Source organism: Pseudarthrobacter sp. fls2-241-R2A-127 (assembly GCF_030209355.1).
In the GTDB taxonomy this organism is placed as follows: domain Bacteria; phylum Actinomycetota; class Actinomycetes; order Actinomycetales; family Micrococcaceae; genus Arthrobacter.
This window is the reverse complement of the sequence record NZ_JARVSF010000041.1, coordinates 75,570-93,126: the sequence shown is the minus strand read 5'-3', so window position 1 is coordinate 93,126 and position 17,557 is coordinate 75,570. Positions and strand designations below refer to the sequence as shown.

The window sequence follows — 17,557 nt, the reverse complement described above, 5'->3', positions numbered from 1 at the left end:
CAGGAAGTCCATCAGTGCAACCTCCCGTCCCGGCGGGCTGATTCCGCGGTTTCGGGCTCAACAGCCGTCCCGGCGTGGTCGGCGGCCTGAATCATAGCCAGGAAGGCTTGTTCCAGGTTGCTGCTGTGCCCCCTCCTGCTGAGCTCGGCGGGTGTGAGCTGCGCCAGGAGCCGGCCTTCGCGCAACAACAGAAGCGTGTCGCAGCGGCTGGCCTCCTCCATCACGTGGCTGGAGACCAGGAGGGTGGTGCCGGCCCGTGCCATGGCCCGGAACCGTTCCCACAGGTCGGCCCGGAGCACGGGGTCCAAGCCGACGGTGGGCTCGTCCAGCACCAACAGGCGGGGGTGCGCCACCAGGGCGCACGCCAGTGAGACGCGGTTGACCTGGCCGCCGGAGAGGTCGGCGGTCTTGCGGCGTGCCAGTGGTTCGAGGCCGACGGCGGCAATCGCCTCGGCCACGTCGGTCTTGCCCTTCCGGTGCATGGCGCCGAAATAGCGGACATTCGCTTCGACGGTCAGGTCCGGGTAGACGCTGGGGGACTGGGTGACGTAGCCAACCTGCCTCCGCAGCGCGGCGGTGCCGGCAGGAAGGCCCAGGACTTCGACGGTGCCGCCGGCAATGCGCTGCGCACCCACGATGGTGCGCATCAGGGTGGTCTTGCCGCTTCCGGAGGGTCCCAGGAGGCCGGTGATGCCTCCGGCGGGGATACTGAAGTCGACGCCCAGGAGGACGGGACGCCGGCCCAGGTTCACCCTCAGTGCCGACGCTGCCACGGCCGCGGCGTCCTGCCCGCGGGCCGTTCCCAAGGGTGCTGCAAGGTGGGACATGCCGCCTCCGTCGGTGCATCAGGCCTGGCCGGGCGGATCAGCCCGAGGAATTCATCACCTGGTGAATTAAATGTAGGCCCGGGCAGCTGCAGTGACAAGGAAAGTGACAAGGAAATCGTGCAGCCTGAAAACACTTGTCAAACGTGGGCACCATCACATAGGTTCAATCTAGCTGCGCTGGAAGTGGGGTGGGCGGTCTCACCAGTCCTCACCAGTACTTAGGCGATAACGGCGTTGGGCCACGCCCGGATGCGATGACCAGCCTCACTGGGGGGCCAGGGGCTTTGTATTTTCCGGGCGTGGCCCTACTGTTTCCGGGCGTGGCCCAACTGTTTCCGGCGCGGCGCCCTGCCCGGCCCGGCCGCGGTGCCTGCCCCGTCCGTGCCGCAGGGTGTGTGCCGGTAGATTAGTACCCAGACGAATTGTCCGGCCCTGCTGACCCAGCACCTCCCCAGAAACGGATACCACCCGTGGTCCTACGACTCTCCCAGCTTTTCCTGCGCACGCTGCGCGAAGACCCCGTCGACGCCGAGGTTGCCAGCCACAAACTGTTGGTCCGCGCCGGCTACATCCGCCGCGCCGCCCCCGGAATCTACACGTGGCTTCCGCTGGGGCTGAGTGTCCTGCGCAAGGTCGAGGAGATCATCCGCCAGGAAATGGCTGCCATCGGCGCGCAGGAAGTGCACTTCCCGGCCCTGCTCCCGCGCGAGCCCTACGAGGCCACGAACCGGTGGACCGAATACGGAGAGGGCCTGTTCCGGCTCCAGGACCGCAAAGGCGCCGACTACCTGCTGGCTCCCACGCACGAGGAAATGTTCACGCTCCTGGTCAAGGACCTCTATTCGTCCTACAAGGACCTGCCGCTGAGCCTGTACCAGATCCAGAACAAGTACCGCGATGAGGCCCGCCCGCGTGCAGGGCTCCTGCGCGGCCGCGAGTTCATCATGAAGGACTCCTACTCGTTCGACGTCGACGACGCCGGCCTGGATGCCAGCTACGCGGCCCACCGGGGCGCCTACCTGAAGATCTTCGAACGCCTGGGCCTGGAGGTGGTCCCGGTGGCAGCCACCGCCGGCGCCATGGGCGGGTCCAGGAGCGAGGAATTCCTGTTCCCCACCGAGATCGGCGAGGACACCTTCGTTCGCTCCGCCGGGGGTTACGCAGCGAACGTTGAGGCCGTCACCACCGTGGTTCCAGCCGAGATCGACTTCAGCAATGCCCCGGCCGCGGACGTCCTGGACACCCCGGATACGCCCACCATCGAGACCCTGGTGGCTGCGTCGAACCAAATTGCCCCGCGGGCAGAGGCCGACGGCGGGGCCTGGACTGCCGCGGATACGCTCAAGAACGTGGTCCTCGCCGTCACGCTGCCCACCGGTGAGCGGCAGCTGGTGGTCATCGGCGTTCCCGGTGACCGCGCGGTGGACCTCAAGCGCGTGGAGGCCAACATCGGCGCCTTCCTGCCGATCGCGGGCGAAATCGGACTGGAGCAGGCCGGCGAGGAGGACCTCAAGAAGCAGCCGCTGATCGTCAAGGGCTACCTGGGCCCCGGCCTTTCCTTGGACCAGCCGCTTCTTGGTTCGGACAGCGCCACCAAGCTGCTCTACCTGGTGGACCCGAGGGTGGTCAGCGGAACGGCATGGATCACCGGCGCCAACCAGGCAGGCAAGCACGTCTTCGGCCTGGTGGCGGGACGCGACTTCACCTGGGATGGCGTCATTGAATGCACGGAAGTCCGTGCCGGCGACCCTTCACCCGACGGCTCCGGCCCCTTGGAGACCGCCCGCGGCATTGAGATGGGCCACATCTTCCAGCTCGGCCGCAAGTACGCCGAAGCCCTGGACCTCAAGGTGCTGGACCAGAACGGCAAGCAGGTAGTGGTCACCATGGGCTCCTACGGCGTCGGCGTGACCCGTGCCGTGGCCGCGCTGGCCGAAGCCAACCACGATGACCGCGGCCTGGTCTGGCCCCGTACGGTGGCCCCGGCGGACGTCCACGTCGTGGCCGTTGGCCGGGGGGATGAGATCTTCCAGGCAGCCGAAAAACTCTCGGCGGAACTCGAAGAGGCCGGCTTGTCCGTCATTTACGATGACCGACCCAAGGTCTCGCCCGGCGTCAAGTTCGGTGACGCCGAGCTGCTGGGCGTCCCCACCATCCTGGCCGTGGGCCGCGGGCTCGTGGACGGCGTGGTGGAGATCAAGGACCGCCGCAGTGGCGAAGCCGAGAACGTTGCAGTGGACAAGGCAGTCGACTACGTGGTCAACGCCGTCCGCAACAAGTGATCTCCGGCTTCGAATCGATCCAGCTCACCACCATCATCCTGATCGTGGTGGCCGGTTTCGCAGCCGGCTGGGTTGATGCGGTGGTGGGCGGCGGAGGCCTCATCCAGCTTCCGGCGCTGCTCCTGGTTCCCGGGATTGCGCCGGTCCAGGCCCTGGCCACCAACAAGATGGGCTCCATCTTCGGAACCGCCACCAGTGCCGCTACGTACTACCGGCGGGTGGGACCGGACCTTCGGACTGCTGTTCCCATGGCCGTCATCGCCCTGGGCGGCAGTTTCGGCGGCGCCAGCCTGGCCGCTTCCCTGCCCGCCGGGGTGTTCAAGCCGATCATCGTGGTGGCGCTGATCGCCGTCGCGCTCTTTACCGCGCTGAAACCCAACGTGGGAGACCTCACGGCGCTGCGGCACGACGGCCACAAGCACTACGTCGTCGCCTGCCTCATCGGTGCCGTGATCGGCTTCTACGACGGACTCATCGGCCCCGGCACAGGGTCATTCCTGGTGATCGCCTTGGTGTCCGCCATGGGCTACGCGTTCCTCGAAGCCAGTGCCAAGGCCAAGATTGTGAACATGGCCACCAACGCGGGTGCCCTGCTGTTTTTCCTGCCGCACGGGTCCATCCTGTGGGGCATCGGCCTGCTGCTCGGGGCGGCCAACATGGCCGGCGGCTACCTTGGCGCGCGTACCGCCGTTAGCCAAGGCAGCAAGTTCGTCCGGGTGGTCTTCCTGGTGGTGGTTGCCGCGCTGATCATCAAGCTCGGCTACGACGTCTGGCTGGATAACTTCGCCTGATCCCTCCCCGGCCGGCTCTTAACCGCCCTGGCCCGGCTCCGGCAGTGCGTGCGGATGCGGCAGGACGTCCAGCGTGCTCCCGGCCAGGGTGCTGGCCACCCACAGCGACCTGGCCAGGTCACCGTGGTGCCCGTGCGCGGCGTACCACAGCGCGTTGTCCACCTCCCTGGCGATACCCCACTGCCGGGCCACGTCCGGGTCCAGGCCGGCGGCCGTGCTGAAGTCGCCGCACCGCCGCAGCAGGCCGCGGCCGGCATCCTGAACCGGCAGGTCCGCCAGGCGGTTCCACAGCAGGGGAGCGACCGCGAATTCCGGTTCGCCGATCATTGGTTGCGGGTCGATGGCCGCATAGCCGTCCCGCAGGTGTGGTCCATTCGGTGCTGAGGTCCCCGGACGGGCCAGGACATTCAGGAAATGCAGGTCCGTGTGCACCAGAAGGTCCCGGGAAGACCTCCGCCCCACCGCGCCGCGGGTCTGGCACACCTCCAGGGCCGCCTCCAGCAGCCAGCGGGGAAAAGGCCGTCCCAGCTCCTCCCAGTCCGCGGGAAAGTCGTCGCTCCACTGCTCCGCCCGCGCGGCGATGTGGCCGAACTCCTGCCACTGTGCGCGGTGGTCCGGGGCCAGCCCCAATTGCCGGACCAGGCCGCCCCACACCGGCGCGGCGTCGTCCATGGCCAGGGCAGCCAAGGACCGGCCGGCGTCAAGGCGTTCCAGGAGCATGGAACACGAACGCGGGTCCGAGGCCAGCAGGGCCACCGCCCCCTGGCCGTTCCAGAGCGCCAGCGCGTGGCGCTCCACCTGGGCCTCGTCGTGGGGAAACGCGACCTTGAGGGCCGCAGGGGATCCGTCGTCCTGCCTGACCGGGACCACCATGCCGCCGTGCCCGCTCCAGGAAAGGCTGCCCGGTGCCAGGTCGACCTCAAGGCGCCACTGCGCCAGGCGGTCCGCCAGCAGCCCGGGCAGGGCGGAGATCCATGCCCGGCCCGCGCTGGTGCGTGCGTAACGGGCCTCCAAGTCCGGAGGGATGCATACGGCGTGCCCCCGGGTGACCGGGTCAGACAACGCCCGAGGCTCCGAGCAGGTTGCCGATGAGGAACGTTGCCGCCAGTGCCAGGGCGCCGCCCACGACTACCCGGACAGCCGCCTTGGTTCTGGAGCCGCCGCCAATCCATGCCCCCAGGGCTCCCGTCAACGCCAGGGCCACTAGGACCGATACGAAGGTCAGCGGGATCCGGAGGTCCGGCGGCGGAAGCAGGATCGCCAGCATGGGCAGGATGGCACCGATCGTGAAGGCGAGCGCCGAGGCGAACGCTGCATGCCAGGGACTGACAATATCCGTTTCGTCGATGTTGAGCTCTGCGGACAGGTGCGCGGCCACAACATCACGGGCCGTGAGTTCCTTGGCCATCTTGGCTGCCGTCTCCGGGCGCAGGCCCTTGGCTTGGTAGAGGGCGGTCAACTCGGCCAGTTCCTCGTCCGGTGATTCAGCCAGTTCCCGGCGCTCCTTTTCGATGAGGGCCCGCTGGCTGTCGCTCTGGCTGCTGACGGAAACGTACTCGCCCAATGCCATCGACACCGCACCGCCCACCACGCCGGCGACGCCCGCTGTCAGGATGGGCCCGGATCCCGCGGTGGCCCCGGCCACGCCCACCACGATCGCCGCCACGGAGACGATGCCGTCATTGGCTCCCAGCACGCCGGCACGCAGCCAGTTCAGCCGGTGGGCTGTATCGACGCCGTGGGGTTCTGTTGCACTGTGGCCGTTCAACTCAGGGGTTCCGGGATTGGTGCCCCGGGCATCGGCCGGTTCGTCCGCGTTCATGCCTTCAGCAAACCATTCCGGACGCGCGGGTACCAGCCCCGGGCGCTTGCCTTGAAATCAATGCGGGAGGGGCAGCCCGTGTTCAGGATGCTGCGGGTGAGGCCACGGCGGGGCCGCCGGCATCCAGGGCAGGCAGTTGTCCCACATCCAGGATGAGTCCAGGCACCGGTCCCGGGTCCACACCCCACCGCGCGGCACGGGCTGCCGCTGACTGCATCGCTCCCAGCGCCCAAGCCCTGTCCTGGCCGCGGGACAGTGCCACGGCATCACCGTAAGCGGTCAGGGTGGAAGCTTCGATCCGGCCCAATCCCGCCACCGGTGCGGAGAGGAAGCCGGCATCGAGGAGGTAACCCGGCTGCTGCCGCACGGACGCAGCGCAGGCACCCCGGAGGCGGTCTTCCGCGGACGCGGCGAGGCTCTTGTGCTGGCCCAGGAATTCCGACGCCGGCCCGGCGTCCGCCGGCGCGAGGCGGGGGAGGGCCGCCTGGTAGGCGTAGATGGCCTGCTGCTCGACGGCGGTTACGGCGGCCAAGGCCTGGCGCGCATCCGCAGGATCACCGGGCCCGGTGGACTCTGCCGCTGCAGGCGGCGCCGCGCAAGGGGACGCGCTGGAGGCAGCCCCGGAGACTTCCGCGTCCGGAATTGCGGACGTGACCTGCGGGGCCGGCACTCCCGCGGCCGCAGCGAGCCTCCCGGCAGTGAGCAGCTGGGCGGTGCCGGTCCCGGCCAGGAGGCGTGCCATCCCGCCGTCGGCCCCTTCTGCGTCCTTGACACGGGCGGCGCCGCTGGCAGCGAGTGCCTGGACCAATCCGGCCACCCCCGTGGCAGGGTTGGCCGCGACCGGCGATGGGGACGGGGCCGGGGACGCAACAGGTGCGGACGAGGGGGACTGGAGTGCCCTGGCCTGGATGGTCAGCAACGTCACAACGCCGTCCAAGGTGGTGGAATCCACTGTCCCGCCGGCAGCCAGGCCCTGTCCCGCAGCCCGCAACTCCAGGGCGTCGCTGAGCGCCGCCGCCCTGGCCTGCTCCGAAAAGCCGGGCTTGGCCGGTGCGGTTTTTTCCGCGGGAACCAGGGCGAAACCGAGGCTCAGGACAACCAGCGCCGCCAGGGCGGCCGCGGCAAAGCGGAGCGGGCGCAAGGGCAGGTGGTTGTCGTCGCGGCGGTCGTTCACAACAGACCATGGTGTCACGCTGCGGGGGCACCCCGGTGCACCACTGGGCCGGTAAAATAGCTACGCTAGTAGACACCACATCATCTATAGGGAGGGCGGCCGGCATCGTGAGCAATGCAGAAGCCACTGCTTCACCAGACCACACCGGTACGGGAAGCGGATCCGCACCGGCCCACAACCCCGAAGCCGCCAGGCTCCGGACTCTCCTGGAGCCCGCGGTCCAGGCCAACCGGCTCTATCTTGAGGACGTGGCCATCAACATCGCCGGCTCACACCGGGTGGTCAACGTCGTGGTGGACCTGCCGCAGGAGGAAACCGGCGGCGTCAGCCTGGACATCATTGCCGACATCTCCAAGGTGCTCTCCGACATCCTGGACAGCGACCCTGGCGCAGACACCCGCCCATACGACCTCGAGGTGTCCTCACCCGGCGTCGGGCGTCCCCTGACCGAACCCCGGCACTGGCACCGCGCCCGTGGCCGGATGGTCAAGGTCAACGTACTCCAGGGTGAGAACGTCACCGGGCGCATCCAGTCGGTGGACGACGACGGCGTGACCCTGGTCCCCGAGGTCGCCGTCAAGAAGGGCATGAAGCCCCGGCAGGGCGAACCCGTAAAGCTTCCTTTCGACAGGATCCGCAACGGAAAAGTCGAGATCGAATTCAGCCACCTCTCCGAGGATGGTCTGGAACCTGAACACAATGGACCTTCCGAGGAGGCCTGATGGATATTGACATGAGCGCACTGAGACTTTTGGAGCGTGAGCGTGAAATCCCGCTGGACCTCCTGATCCCCACCATCGAGCAGGCGCTCCTGGTGGCTTACCACAAGTCGCCCGGCGCCTTCGAAAAAGCGCGGGCCGAGCTTGACCGCAAGAGCGGCCACGTGACCATCTGGGCTGTCGAGATTGACGACGACGGCGCTCCGATCGGCGAATTCGAGCACACCCCCGAGGGGTTCGGCCGGATCGCTGCCAGCACCGCGCGCCAGATCATCCTGCAGCGGCTCCGCGACGTCGAGGACGACAACGTCCTGGGCGAATTCAAGGGCCGCGAAGGTGAACTGGTGTCCGGCACCATCCAGCAGGGCAACAACCCGCAAATGATCCAAGTCAACCTCGGTTCACTGGAAGCGCTGCTGCCGCCGCCGGAGCAGGTTCCCGGGGAAAAGTACGTCCACGGCAACCGCCTGCGCGCCCTGGTGATCGACGTCCACCGCGGCACCAAGGGCCCGTCGGTTACGCTGTCCCGCTCCCACCCGGGCCTGGTCCGGAAGCTCTTCGAACTCGAAGTGCCCGAAATCGCCGACCACTCAGTGGAAATCGTTGCGCTGGCACGCGAGGCCGGACACCGCACTAAGATCGCCGTGAAGGCCAACACTCCCGGGATCAACGCCAAGGGAGCGTGCATCGGTGAAATGGGGTCCCGGGTCCGTGCCGTCATGACCGAACTCAACGACGAAAAGATCGACATCGTCGATTTCAGCGAGAACCCGGCAACCTTCATCGCCAGCGCCCTCTCGCCGTCGCGCGTGAATTCCGTCACCATCACCGACGAAGCAACCCGGTCCGCCCGGGTGGTGGTCCCGGACTACCAGCTGTCCCTGGCCATCGGCAAAGAAGGCCAGAACGCACGCCTGGCGGCCAAGCTGACCGGCTGGCGGATCGACATCGTCTCCGACGCCGCGGCGCCCCGCGACAAATAACCTGGCGGGGCCGGTGGCTGGCGGACTCCGGCAGCCACCCGGTTTCGGGCAGAATGGCCCAAAGGGGCTAGAATAGATAAGACCGCGCCTAACGGCCGGCAGCCGTGTGCCTTGTGCATGCCAGTTTTCCGGAATCCCGGAGGCAGGTATTCCGGGCCAGCAGAGTGAACGTCAGGACGATGACCGTGGCAGAAGTGCTTTCCACCGGGAGTCAGCCCGAACGTACCTGCATCGGATGCCGGAAGAAAGGCCAGCGGTCGCAGTTGCTCCGGCTCGTCGCCGAAGGCAGCGGGTCATCCGCTGTCCTGGTGGATGAACGACGCCGGATGGCTGGCCGGGGTGCTTGGCTGCACCCCAACGAAACGTGCCTGGCTCTGGCGATCAAGCGGCGAGCATTCGGACGTGCCTTTCCGGGCGCGACCGGGACCGCCGCCGTTGAACACCGGATCACGTCAGGCCCGGCCGTTGACGTCGCCGCGGCGGCTGCAACACCAATCGTCCAACCTGAAAGCGGGTCAGAAATCTGATGGAAACCCGATGAGTTCCCAGCGATGAGTGCGTAACGATGACAACTTTGTTGCGCTCTGCAATGGGCCCTTCCGCAGTATCAGCGGCTGGGGTCCGCAGTAAGAAGTAGACGGTTCGTGCCTGGCTCGGTGCGGACCGAGACAGGAGAAATGTGGCCAAGGTCCGCGTACATGAGCTCGCCAAAGAGCTCGGTATAACTTCCAAAGATGCAGTGACGAAACTGCAGGAACTGGGCGAATTCGTTCGCTCCGCCTCATCCACCATTGAGGCCCCCGTTGTGCGGAAACTGCGCAACGCCTTCCCCGACGCCGCTGCCAAGTCAGCGGCCCCTGCCGCGACGCCCGCGGCCGCCCCCAAGGCGCCCGCACCCGCAGCAGGATCACGTCCTTCAGCACCGGCCCCCGGCCCGGCTGCGCCCAAGGCTCCGGCCCCCGCGGCGCAGGCACCGGCCGCACCTGCCCAGGCTGCCCCGGCAGCTTCCGCAGCTGCAACCCCCGCGGCTGCAACCCCAGCGCCTGCCGCTCCGGCGGCTCCGTCCACGGGCGCCAAGCCCGGCGCCCGCCCTGCCCCCAAGGCAGAGACCCCGGCTCCCGCCACCCGTCCGGGTGGTTCCACGCCGGGTGCCTCCGGTCCCCGTCCCGGCGGTCCCCGTCCGGGCAACAACCCCTTCGCCACCTCACAGGGCATGCCCCGTGGCCGCGGCGGAGACGGTGAACGCGCTCCGCGTCCGGGCAACAACCCCTTCGCCACGTCCCAGGGCATGCCCCGTCCCGGCGGCGGCCGCGACGGCGACCGCCCCGGTGGTCCCCGTCCCGCAGCCGGTGCCGGCGGCCCCCGTCCCGGTGGGCCGCGTCCCGCAGCCGGTGCCGGTGGACCCCGTCCCGCAGCCGGTGCCGGCGGCCCCCGCCCCGGCGCACCGCGCCCCGGCGGTCCCCGTCCCACGCCCGGCATGATGCCCAACCGCACCGAGCGTCCCGCACCCGCAGGTGCAGGCCGTCCCGGCGGCGGCCGCGGACCCGGACGCCCTGGCGGCGCTCCCGGTACCGGTGGTCCCGGCGCAGGCGGCGGTGCTCCGGCCGGCGGTGGCTTCGGCAAGGGTGGCCGCGGTCGCGGTGGTACCCAGGGTGCCTTCGGTAAGGGCGGCGCAGGCCGTGGCAAGCAGCGCAAGTCCAAGCGCGCCAAGCGCCAGGAACTTGAGCAGATGAGTGCCCCGTCGCTGGGTGGCGTGAGCGTACCCCGCGGCGACGGCAACACTGTGATCCGGCTCCGCCGCGGCTCGTCCATCACGGACTTCGCCGACAAGATCGAGGCAAACCCCGCCGCACTGGTGACGGTCCTCTTCCACCTGGGCGAAATGGCCACGGCCACGCAGTCCCTGGACGAGGAAACCTTCGCACTGCTGGGCGAGGAGCTGGGCTACAAGCTGCAGGTCGTCTCGCCGGAAGACGAGGAGCGCGAGCTGCTCTCCGGCTTCGACATCGACTTCGATGCCGAGCTTGAGGCCGAGGGCGACGACGAACTCGAGGCACGTCCTCCGGTTGTCACCGTCATGGGCCACGTCGACCACGGTAAGACCCGGCTGCTCGATGCCATCCGCAAGTCCGACGTCATGGCGGGCGAGCACGGCGGCATCACCCAGCACATCGGTGCCTACCAGGTCACCCACAACCACGAGGGCAACGACCGGAAGATCACCTTCATCGATACCCCGGGCCACGAGGCGTTCACCGCCATGCGTGCCCGTGGTGCGAAGGTCACCGACATCGCCATCCTGGTGGTCGCGGCGGACGACGGCGTGATGCCGCAGACCGTTGAGGCGCTCAACCACGCCCAGGCGGCCAACGTGCCGATCGTCGTAGCCGTGAACAAGATCGACAAGGAAGGCGCCAACCCGGACAAGGTCCGCGGCCAGCTGACCGAGTACGGCCTGGTTCCGGAAGAATACGGTGGCGACACCATGTTCGTTGAGGTCTCTGCCCGCCAGAACCTCAACATCGACGAGCTGCTCGAGGCCGTCCTGCTCACCGCGGACGCCGCCCTGGACATGCGCGCCAACCCGAACAAGGACGCCCGCGGCATCGCGATCGAAGCCAACCTGGACAAGGGCCGCGGTGCTGTTGCCACCGTCCTGGTCCAGTCCGGCACCCTGCGCGTCGGCGACACCATCGTGGCAGGCACGGCCCACGGCCGTGTCCGTGCGATGTTCGACGACGACGGCAGCGCCCTGACCGAGGCTGGCCCGTCCCGCCCCGTCCAGGTGCTGGGTCTGTCCAACGTGCCGCGCGCCGGCGACACCTTCTTCGTGACCGCTGACGAGCGCACCGCCCGCCAGATCGCCGAGAAGCGTGAAGCAGCCGACCGCAACGCCGCCCTGGCCAAGCGCCGCAAGCGCATCAGCCTGGAAGACTTCGACCAGGCCGTCGCCGAAGGCAAGATCGACACCCTCAACCTCATCCTCAAGGGTGACGTCTCCGGTGCCGTGGAAGCCCTCGAAGATGCACTGCTCAAGATCGACGTCGGCGAAGGCGTCCAGCTGCGCGTCATCCACCGCGGTGTGGGTGCCATCACGCAGAACGACGTCAACCTGGCAACGGTCGACTCCGCCGTCATCATCGGCTTCAACGTCAAGCCCGCCGAGCGGGTTGCCGAACTGGCAGACCGCGAAGGAGTGGACATGCGCTTCTACTCCGTCATCTACGCAGCAATCGATGACATCGAAGCGGCGCTCAAGGGCATGCTCAAGCCGGAATACGAAGAATTCCAGCTTGGCACCGCCGAGGTCCGCGAAGTGTTCCGCTCCTCCAAGTTCGGAAACATCGCCGGCTCGATCGTCCGCTCCGGCATCATCCGCCGCAACACCAAGGCACGGGTCAGCCGCGACGGCAAGATCATCGGCGACAACCTCACCATCGAGACGCTCAAGCGCTTCAAGGACGACGCCACCGAGGTCCGCACGGACTTCGAATGTGGTATCGGTCTTGGCTCGTACAACGACATCACCGAGGGTGACATCATCGAGACCTTCGAGATGCGCGAGAAGCCGCGCGTCTAGTCTGGATCTGCCTGCAGGCGACTCAGCAGTGCAAAGGTGCGGGGCCGTTGGATTTTCCGGCGGCCCCCGCTTTTCCGCCGTAAAGGGGGCCCCGCCCCTACGACGGGTGGCCGGCGATCTGCGATCGTCAGCCACCCGTCTCCGGCAGGCCCGATGCCACTCCCGGGCCCCCTTCACGGCTCCAAAGCGCCGCCGGAAGATCCCGACGGCATCGTCCCTGGCTCACCAAGGCGCGCGCCACGCGGGGCGACGTAATCGCCCAAGTAGCGGCGTCGCCGTCGTACGTCCCTAATTTTTTTCTTCTTATAGGAGTTGTTCATGGCTGATCCGGCACGTGCTGCCAAGTTGGCGCAGCGGATTAAGGTTGTTGTTGCTGAAGCTCTGGGCCGGAAGGCCAAGGATCCCCGGCTTGAGGGCATTACTGTCACCGATGCCCGGGTGACCAATGATCTGCAGCACGCCACTGTTTACTACACGGTCTTTGGCGACGAGACCGTCCAGGCCGATGCCGCCAAGGGGCTCGAAAAGGCCAAGGGGGTGCTTCGGCAGGAAGTGGGCCGGAACATCACCGTCCGGCTGACCCCTACCCTCGAATTCGTGGCTGACCAGATCCCGGTCAACGCTTCCAACCTCGAGGAACTGCTGCGGGAAGCCCGCAAGCGTGACGCTGAAGTGGCCGCGCTGGCTGCCAACGCGCAGCACGCCGGCGACGCCGACCCCTACAAGGCCGACGTGTCCGACGACGTCGACATCGACGAAGACGACTTCGACGAAGAGGACACCGACCTCACCAGCGACGGCGACGTCGAAGAGGACAGCAACAAGTAGAACGCGCACAGGGCCCGGGAGCTGATCCCGGGCCCTGCCGCTTTTAACCCAGCAGTGCTGGATCCTTAATGCAGATCAGCCCTGATGACTTTTCCGGACGGCCGCTGCGCGGGATCCCCGAGCCCGTCAGCCGTGGCGTAGAGCGTATGGCCGCTGATGTCGACGTCGGCCGGCATGTTCACCGCCAGGAATTGGGAACGGCTGCCCTCACACGTGAACTTCAGGATCTCGCCGCCGAACAGCGACGCCACATACACGTCACCGTTGCCGGCCACGGCCAGGCCCGTGGGGCTGAGAATGTGGTCCGCCCAAAGGTCGGTGTCACCGTTCCACGGATTGATCTTGAAAATCGCGCCGCGGGCGCCCAGGTCAGGACCTTCCGGTCCGCCTGGCAGCGACGTCACGTACAGCATCCCGTCCGGGCCGATTCCAACATCGGTAGGTACAGGCTCGAATGCGTACTTGTGCCCCACCACGCAGTCCGGCACCGTCATGGTGTTCCCCTGCATGTCCACCGGGATCTTCAAACCCGCCGGGATGGTGGCCGTCCGTGGCGGCAGGACAGCGACCGTATCGATGTCGCCGTTCTTCAGGTTCACCTTGAGGACGGCGTTCATGCCCGCGTCGGCCACATAGGCGGTGTCATCCTTGACCGCCAGGGCGTAGGGATGGGAATCCACAATGCCCTTGTACCTCACCGGCGGGAACGCGGGCCAACCGGCAAGGCACTGTTCGCTGACGTCCTTGCCAAACCCGTAGTGCTGGGAGCCGTCCGGGTTGTGCCGCCGTTCGTAGTCGGCAATGTTGGCGATGGTATCCACGTCGCCCTTGGAGTCGATCGACTTGAGGTATCCGTGCAGCGCGGCGGGGTCTCCCTGTCCGGCGCCCACACTTTCAAGGTAATACGTGGTGCTGCCGCGGGTGTCGGAACCGGCCACCTCCCAGCCCTGGGGCGTACCCGTCGCCAGGTCGGCAGTGGAGCCGTCCTTCCTGATGCTGGTGAGGTTCCCGGCAAAGTCCTGGGACACCAGGACGGTTCTTCCGGTCCCCGCACTGACATGCAGGGGTGAGATGAGTCCATCCGCAAGGACATCGTAACCAGGTGTGCGGGTGGAGGCGGAGGCGGGGCCAGCGGACGCCATGGCAGCGGCGGTGGCCGCGATACAGGCTAAGAGTGCGAGTCTTTTTTTCATTGGGTTCTCCGGGTGCGAGGCCCTTGACGGGCCGGATAGGAAGCCTCCGTAGAGGCAAAATGTTTCCCCCGCGGGCAAGCGTAGGCTCGTGCCCGCGGGTTGTCGCCGGGGGAATCTCCCCTTCTTTGCCCCCTTTTCATCCCCCTCGCAGTCCCGGTGGCTAGGATCGTGCTATGACCTCCGAAGACCACGGCACCACCTCGACGTACCTCGAACAGGCAGTGGACCTTGCCACGCGGAACGTCGGCCTGGGCGGGGGACCGTTCGCCGCCGTCGTGGTGACCGCCGACGGGCAGGTCCACACCGGTGTCAACCGCGTCACCCGCGACAACGATCCCACCGCCCATGCGGAGGTAGTGGCCATCCGGGCAGCGGCAGCGGCCACCGCAAACTTCGACCTCACCGGATCCGTGCTGTACGCAAGCTGCGAGCCGTGCCCCATGTGCCTGGCCTCGGCCTTGTGGGCCAGGATCGGCCACGTGTACTTTGCCGCAGACCGGTACGGGGCTGCGGCCGCCGGCTTCGATGACGCCCTCTTCTACGACTACTTCAACGGCGCCAGGCCGGACCTGATGCCGGTCACCCGGGGTGAGATCACGACGTCGGACCTCCCCTTCCAGGCGTGGGGCGCCTTCGCCGGCAGGAAGGACTACTAGCCATGGACCCCGCACTTATCGCCTGCCCCGCCTGCGGAAAGACGAACCGGGTGCCCGCCCGGGCATCCGGGCATCCGCGCTGCGGCAACTGCAAGGCGGACCTTCCGTGGATTGTGTCCGCCGGTGACGCGGATTTCGCCGCCGTCGCCGAGCAATCCTCTGTCCCGGTCCTGGTGGACTTCTGGGCCGCATGGTGCGGCCCCTGCCGGATGGTCAGCCCTGTCCTGGACAAACTGGCCCGGGAACGGCCCGGGAAGATCAAACTGGTAAAGGTGGATGTGGACACCTCTCCCGGCTTGTCCCGGCGGTTCGACATCCAGGCCATCCCCACGCTCATGGTGATTGTCGACGGCAAGGTCGCGGCCCGCCAGGCCGGCGCGGCACCGGCGGACGTCCTGCGCTCCTGGCTGGACCGCGCACTCGCCGGTGCCCGAAGCTGACGCTACTGCCCAAGGCTGACGCCAGCGCTGGACTGCGCACATGCCGGTGCCGGACCTGTCGCCGGCCGGCTGGTCCTGCGCGCAGCTAGCGGGAGGCGGCAGGAAGCCGCGACACGCCCTCGATGAGTTCCTGCTTCCGGCCGCACAACGCGATCCGCACCCATCCTTCGCCGATGGAGCCGAACGCTGTCCCCGGCGCCAGCGCCACCCCTGAGTCTGCGAGGAAACGCCGCACCCAGGTGCGTACGTCGCCTCCGGTCACGTGGGACATGTCAGCCCACAGGTAGAACGCACCCTGTGCCGGAAGGAAACGGATCCCCTTGGCCACCAGGACCGACGAGGCCGCGTCCCGGTTCTCCCGGTAATGCTGGTGGGCGTGCCGGACGTAATCCTGCGGCCCGGTCAGGGCGGCGAGCGCCGCGTACTGCGGGGCCGACGCCACACAGGAAACGATCGACTCCATGACGTTGTCCATCTTCTGCTTGAGGCCAGGCGGGCAAATAAGCGCGCCAATCCTTAGCCCGGTGAGGCCGTATGTCTTGGAGAGGGTCAGGGAGGTGAACACGCGGGCTTCTGCCGGGCTGCTGGAGTCGAACCGTGCCGGGCTCACGTGCGGCACGTCGTACGTGAAAGCCTCGTAGCACTCGTCGGAGATGACCCAGAGATCGTGCCGGCGGGCCAGGTCCATCAGGTCCCGGACCAGGTCTTCGCCCAGGACGGCGCCGAGCGGGTTCGATGGGGAGTTCAGCACCAGGACCCGGGTGCGGCTGGTGATCAGGGCCTCTACGTCGGCCACCCGTGGCTGGAAGTCGTGGTCCGGGTGCAGCGGGTACTCCACAGGCACGGCATTGAGCAGCCTGCCGGTCATGGCAAAGGTGGGATAGCCCGGGTTGGGGATCAGGACCTCGTCGCCGGGGGAAAGCAGCAGGCTCATGGCGAAGTGCAGGCCCTGCTGCGCGCCGGACACCACGTAGACCCGGTCGGCGCCGATGTCGACGCCCTGTTCCTGGCTGAACCTGGCCGCGAATGCCTCGCGCAGGGCCGGGATCCCCGCGTTCGGCGTGTAGTTGGTTTCATCCCGGTCCAGGCATGCGATGCCGGCGTCCAGGACGTGGCGGGGGAGCGGGAAGCCCGGCTCTCCGATGCTCAGTACCAGGGCGCCCGGGGTGCGCCAGGCGGCCTCGGTGATCTCGCGGATCTGGTTGACGGGCACGTCGCGGACATGGGCGGCAAGCTCGGGCATGCCAGCCATCCTAGCTGCCCGGCCGGCTGCCGCCTGGCGTGCGGGCGTCCCAACCAGCGCCGATATACTGGGAGGCGTGCTTTCTGGACTGGTAATAGTGGACAAGCCGCAGGGATGGACCAGCCATGATGTGGTTGGCCGGATGCGGCGCCTCGCAGGTACCCGGAAAGTGGGGCACGCAGGAACCCTGGATCCCATGGCCACCGGCGTGCTGGTCCTCGGCATCAACAAGGCCACGCGCCTGCTGACCTACATCGTGGGCACCACCAAGACCTACACGGCCACCATCCGGCTGGGCCAGTCCACCGTGACGGACGACGCCGAGGGCGAGGTTACCGCCACGGCCGGCACATCCGGCGTGGACGAGCAGGCAATTTACGACGGCGTCTCAGCCCTCACCGGCGCGATCGAGCAGGTGCCCAGCAGCGTCAGCGCGATCAAGGTCAACGGCGAACGCGCCTACGCACGGGTGCGCTCCGGCGAAGACGTTAAGCTCGCCGCGCGGCCAGTCACCATCCACCGGTTCGAGGTCCATGCCGTCAGGCGGGATCCGGACGCGGACGTCATCGACCTCGATGTCACCGTCGAGTGCTCCTCCGGCACCTACATCCGGGCCCTCGCCCGGGATCTCGGCAACGCCCTTGGCACCGGCGGCCACCTCACTGCGCTCCGCAGGACCCAGGTGGGCCCCTATTCGCTGGACGAGGCGCGAACCCTCGAGGAACTCGCCGAGGAACTTACCGTCCTGGAAATGTCGCAGGCAGCCCGGGCCCTGATGCCCAACCGGGAGCTGAGTGCGGAGGAAACGACGGAAATCTCCTTCGGCCGGCGGATCGCGGCCGGAACCGCCGCCGGCACACCCGGCGCGGCCACGGCGGAACACCCGGCCGCAGCTTTCGCCCCTGACGGCACCCTGGTGGCCCTGCTCGCCGACGCGGGCAGCTACGCCAAACCGGTGCTGGTCTTTGCCCCCGGCAGTGGCACAGGCCCGGCCGCGACCGCCCCCGCGGAGGCATAGA

General features: G+C 67.8%; 16 protein-coding genes. 10 read left to right on the top strand and 6 right to left on the bottom strand.

Annotated features, from left to right (window positions below; translation table 11 throughout):
- Positions 1 to 11: 11 nt before the first annotated feature.
- Positions 12 to 827: an ABC transporter ATP-binding protein gene (locus QRN53_RS19335; protein WP_285245423.1), complete on the bottom strand. Its 816-nt coding sequence runs from the start codon at positions 825 to 827 to the stop codon at positions 12 to 14.
- 470 nt (positions 828 to 1,297) lie between these two features.
- Here QRN53_RS19335 and QRN53_RS19330 point away from each other — a divergent pair, with 470 nt between their 5' ends.
- Positions 1,298 to 3,109 (top strand): proline--tRNA ligase, encoded by a 1,812-nt coding sequence (locus QRN53_RS19330; RefSeq protein WP_285245422.1) that lies wholly within the window; start codon positions 1,298 to 1,300, stop codon positions 3,107 to 3,109.
- Positions 3,106 to 3,900 carry a sulfite exporter TauE/SafE family protein gene (locus QRN53_RS19325; RefSeq protein ID WP_285245421.1) on the top strand — a complete coding sequence of 265 codons (795 nt, stop codon included), beginning with the start codon at positions 3,106 to 3,108 and terminating at the stop codon, positions 3,898 to 3,900. Before QRN53_RS19330 ends, QRN53_RS19325 begins: the two co-directional genes overlap by 4 nt.
- Before the next feature lie 18 nt (positions 3,901 to 3,918).
- On the opposite strand, the gene QRN53_RS19320 is transcribed toward QRN53_RS19325, so the two are convergent.
- The 3 genes from QRN53_RS19320 to QRN53_RS19310 all read right to left on the bottom strand — a co-directional run bounded on the left by QRN53_RS19320 (position 3,919) and on the right by QRN53_RS19310 (position 6,896).
- Positions 3,919 to 4,914, bottom strand: coding sequence for an aminoglycoside phosphotransferase family protein (locus QRN53_RS19320; protein WP_285245420.1), 996 nt, complete (start codon positions 4,912 to 4,914; stop codon positions 3,919 to 3,921).
- Between the two features lie 40 nt (positions 4,915 to 4,954).
- Positions 4,955 to 5,722: a VIT1/CCC1 transporter family protein gene (locus QRN53_RS19315; RefSeq protein WP_285245419.1), complete on the bottom strand. Its 768-nt coding sequence runs from the start codon at positions 5,720 to 5,722 to the stop codon at positions 4,955 to 4,957.
- Positions 5,723 to 5,804: 82 nt separating this feature from the next.
- Complete coding sequence (locus QRN53_RS19310) at positions 5,805 to 6,896, bottom strand: DUF4439 domain-containing protein (protein ID WP_285245418.1); 1,092 nt, start codon at positions 6,894 to 6,896, stop codon at positions 5,805 to 5,807.
- Between the two features lie 107 nt (positions 6,897 to 7,003).
- Here QRN53_RS19310 and rimP point away from each other — a divergent pair, with 107 nt between their 5' ends.
- The 5 genes from rimP (at position 7,004) to rbfA (ending at position 13,006) form a co-directional block, all read left to right on the top strand.
- Entirely contained in the window at positions 7,004 to 7,618 is a 615-nt protein-coding gene (gene rimP / locus QRN53_RS19305; RefSeq protein WP_285245417.1) for a ribosome maturation factor RimP, read from the top strand.
- Positions 7,618 to 8,598 (top strand): transcription termination factor NusA, encoded by a 981-nt coding sequence (nusA, locus tag QRN53_RS19300; RefSeq protein WP_285245416.1) that lies wholly within the window; start codon positions 7,618 to 7,620, stop codon positions 8,596 to 8,598. Before rimP ends, nusA begins: the two co-directional genes overlap by 1 nt.
- Positions 8,599 to 8,777: 179 nt before the next feature.
- Entirely contained in the window at positions 8,778 to 9,125 is a 348-nt protein-coding gene (locus QRN53_RS19295; protein WP_285245415.1) for a YlxR family protein, read from the top strand.
- A 152-nt stretch (positions 9,126 to 9,277) separates the two neighbouring features.
- The gene (gene infB / locus QRN53_RS19290; RefSeq protein ID WP_285245414.1) at positions 9,278 to 12,178 is read left to right on the top strand and encodes a translation initiation factor IF-2; all 2,901 of its coding nucleotides are present in this window, start codon (positions 9,278 to 9,280) and stop codon (positions 12,176 to 12,178) included.
- Positions 12,179 to 12,496: 318 nt separating this feature from the next.
- Complete coding sequence (rbfA, locus tag QRN53_RS19285) at positions 12,497 to 13,006, top strand: 30S ribosome-binding factor RbfA (RefSeq protein ID WP_285245413.1); 510 nt, start codon at positions 12,497 to 12,499, stop codon at positions 13,004 to 13,006.
- Between the two features lie 65 nt (positions 13,007 to 13,071).
- On the opposite strand, the gene QRN53_RS19280 is transcribed toward rbfA, so the two are convergent.
- Positions 13,072 to 14,199, bottom strand: a complete 1,128-nt coding sequence (locus QRN53_RS19280; RefSeq protein WP_285245412.1) for a ScyD/ScyE family protein — start codon at positions 14,197 to 14,199, stop codon at positions 13,072 to 13,074.
- Positions 14,200 to 14,372: 173 nt separating this feature from the next.
- Here QRN53_RS19280 and QRN53_RS19275 point away from each other — a divergent pair, with 173 nt between their 5' ends.
- Both QRN53_RS19275 and trxA read left to right on the top strand, forming a co-directional pair.
- Positions 14,373 to 14,855: a nucleoside deaminase gene (locus QRN53_RS19275; RefSeq protein WP_285245411.1), complete on the top strand. Its 483-nt coding sequence runs from the start codon at positions 14,373 to 14,375 to the stop codon at positions 14,853 to 14,855.
- 2 nt (positions 14,856 to 14,857) lie between these two features.
- Positions 14,858 to 15,295 carry a thioredoxin gene (gene trxA, locus QRN53_RS19270; protein WP_285245410.1) on the top strand — a complete coding sequence of 146 codons (438 nt, stop codon included), beginning with the start codon at positions 14,858 to 14,860 and terminating at the stop codon, positions 15,293 to 15,295.
- Positions 15,296 to 15,380: 85 nt separating this feature from the next.
- Here trxA and QRN53_RS19265 read toward each other — a convergent pair whose 3' ends face one another.
- Positions 15,381 to 16,538 (bottom strand): pyridoxal phosphate-dependent aminotransferase, encoded by a 1,158-nt coding sequence (locus QRN53_RS19265; RefSeq protein WP_285245409.1) that lies wholly within the window; start codon positions 16,536 to 16,538, stop codon positions 15,381 to 15,383.
- 76 nt (positions 16,539 to 16,614) lie between these two features.
- On the opposite strand from QRN53_RS19265, the gene truB reads away from it, so the two are divergent.
- Positions 16,615 to 17,556, top strand: a complete 942-nt coding sequence (gene truB, locus QRN53_RS19260) for a tRNA pseudouridine(55) synthase TruB (RefSeq protein WP_285245408.1) — start codon at positions 16,615 to 16,617, stop codon at positions 17,554 to 17,556.
- The last annotated feature ends 1 nt before the right edge of the window (position 17,557 follow it).

What these genes read in the sequence shown, in the direction of transcription:
- QRN53_RS19335 (WP_285245423.1), bottom strand. Translation starts at nt 827, where the DNA reads ATGTCCCACCTTGCAGCACCCTTGGGAACGGCCCGCGGGCAGGACGCC.
- QRN53_RS19315 (WP_285245419.1), bottom strand. Translation starts at nt 5,722, where the DNA reads ATGAACGCGGACGAACCGGCCGATGCCCGGGGCACCAATCCCGGAACC.
- nusA (WP_285245416.1), top strand. Translation starts at nt 7,618, where the DNA reads ATGGATATTGACATGAGCGCACTGAGACTTTTGGAGCGTGAGCGTGAA.
- QRN53_RS19295 (WP_285245415.1), top strand. Translation starts at nt 8,778, where the DNA reads ATGACCGTGGCAGAAGTGCTTTCCACCGGGAGTCAGCCCGAACGTACC.
- rbfA (WP_285245413.1), top strand. Translation starts at nt 12,497, where the DNA reads ATGGCTGATCCGGCACGTGCTGCCAAGTTGGCGCAGCGGATTAAGGTT.
- QRN53_RS19280 (WP_285245412.1), bottom strand. Translation starts at nt 14,199, where the DNA reads ATGAAAAAAAGACTCGCACTCTTAGCCTGTATCGCGGCCACCGCCGCT.
- QRN53_RS19275 (WP_285245411.1), top strand. Translation starts at nt 14,373, where the DNA reads ATGACCTCCGAAGACCACGGCACCACCTCGACGTACCTCGAACAGGCA.
- trxA (WP_285245410.1), top strand. Translation starts at nt 14,858, where the DNA reads ATGGACCCCGCACTTATCGCCTGCCCCGCCTGCGGAAAGACGAACCGG.
- QRN53_RS19265 (WP_285245409.1), bottom strand. Translation starts at nt 16,538, where the DNA reads ATGCCCGAGCTTGCCGCCCATGTCCGCGACGTGCCCGTCAACCAGATC.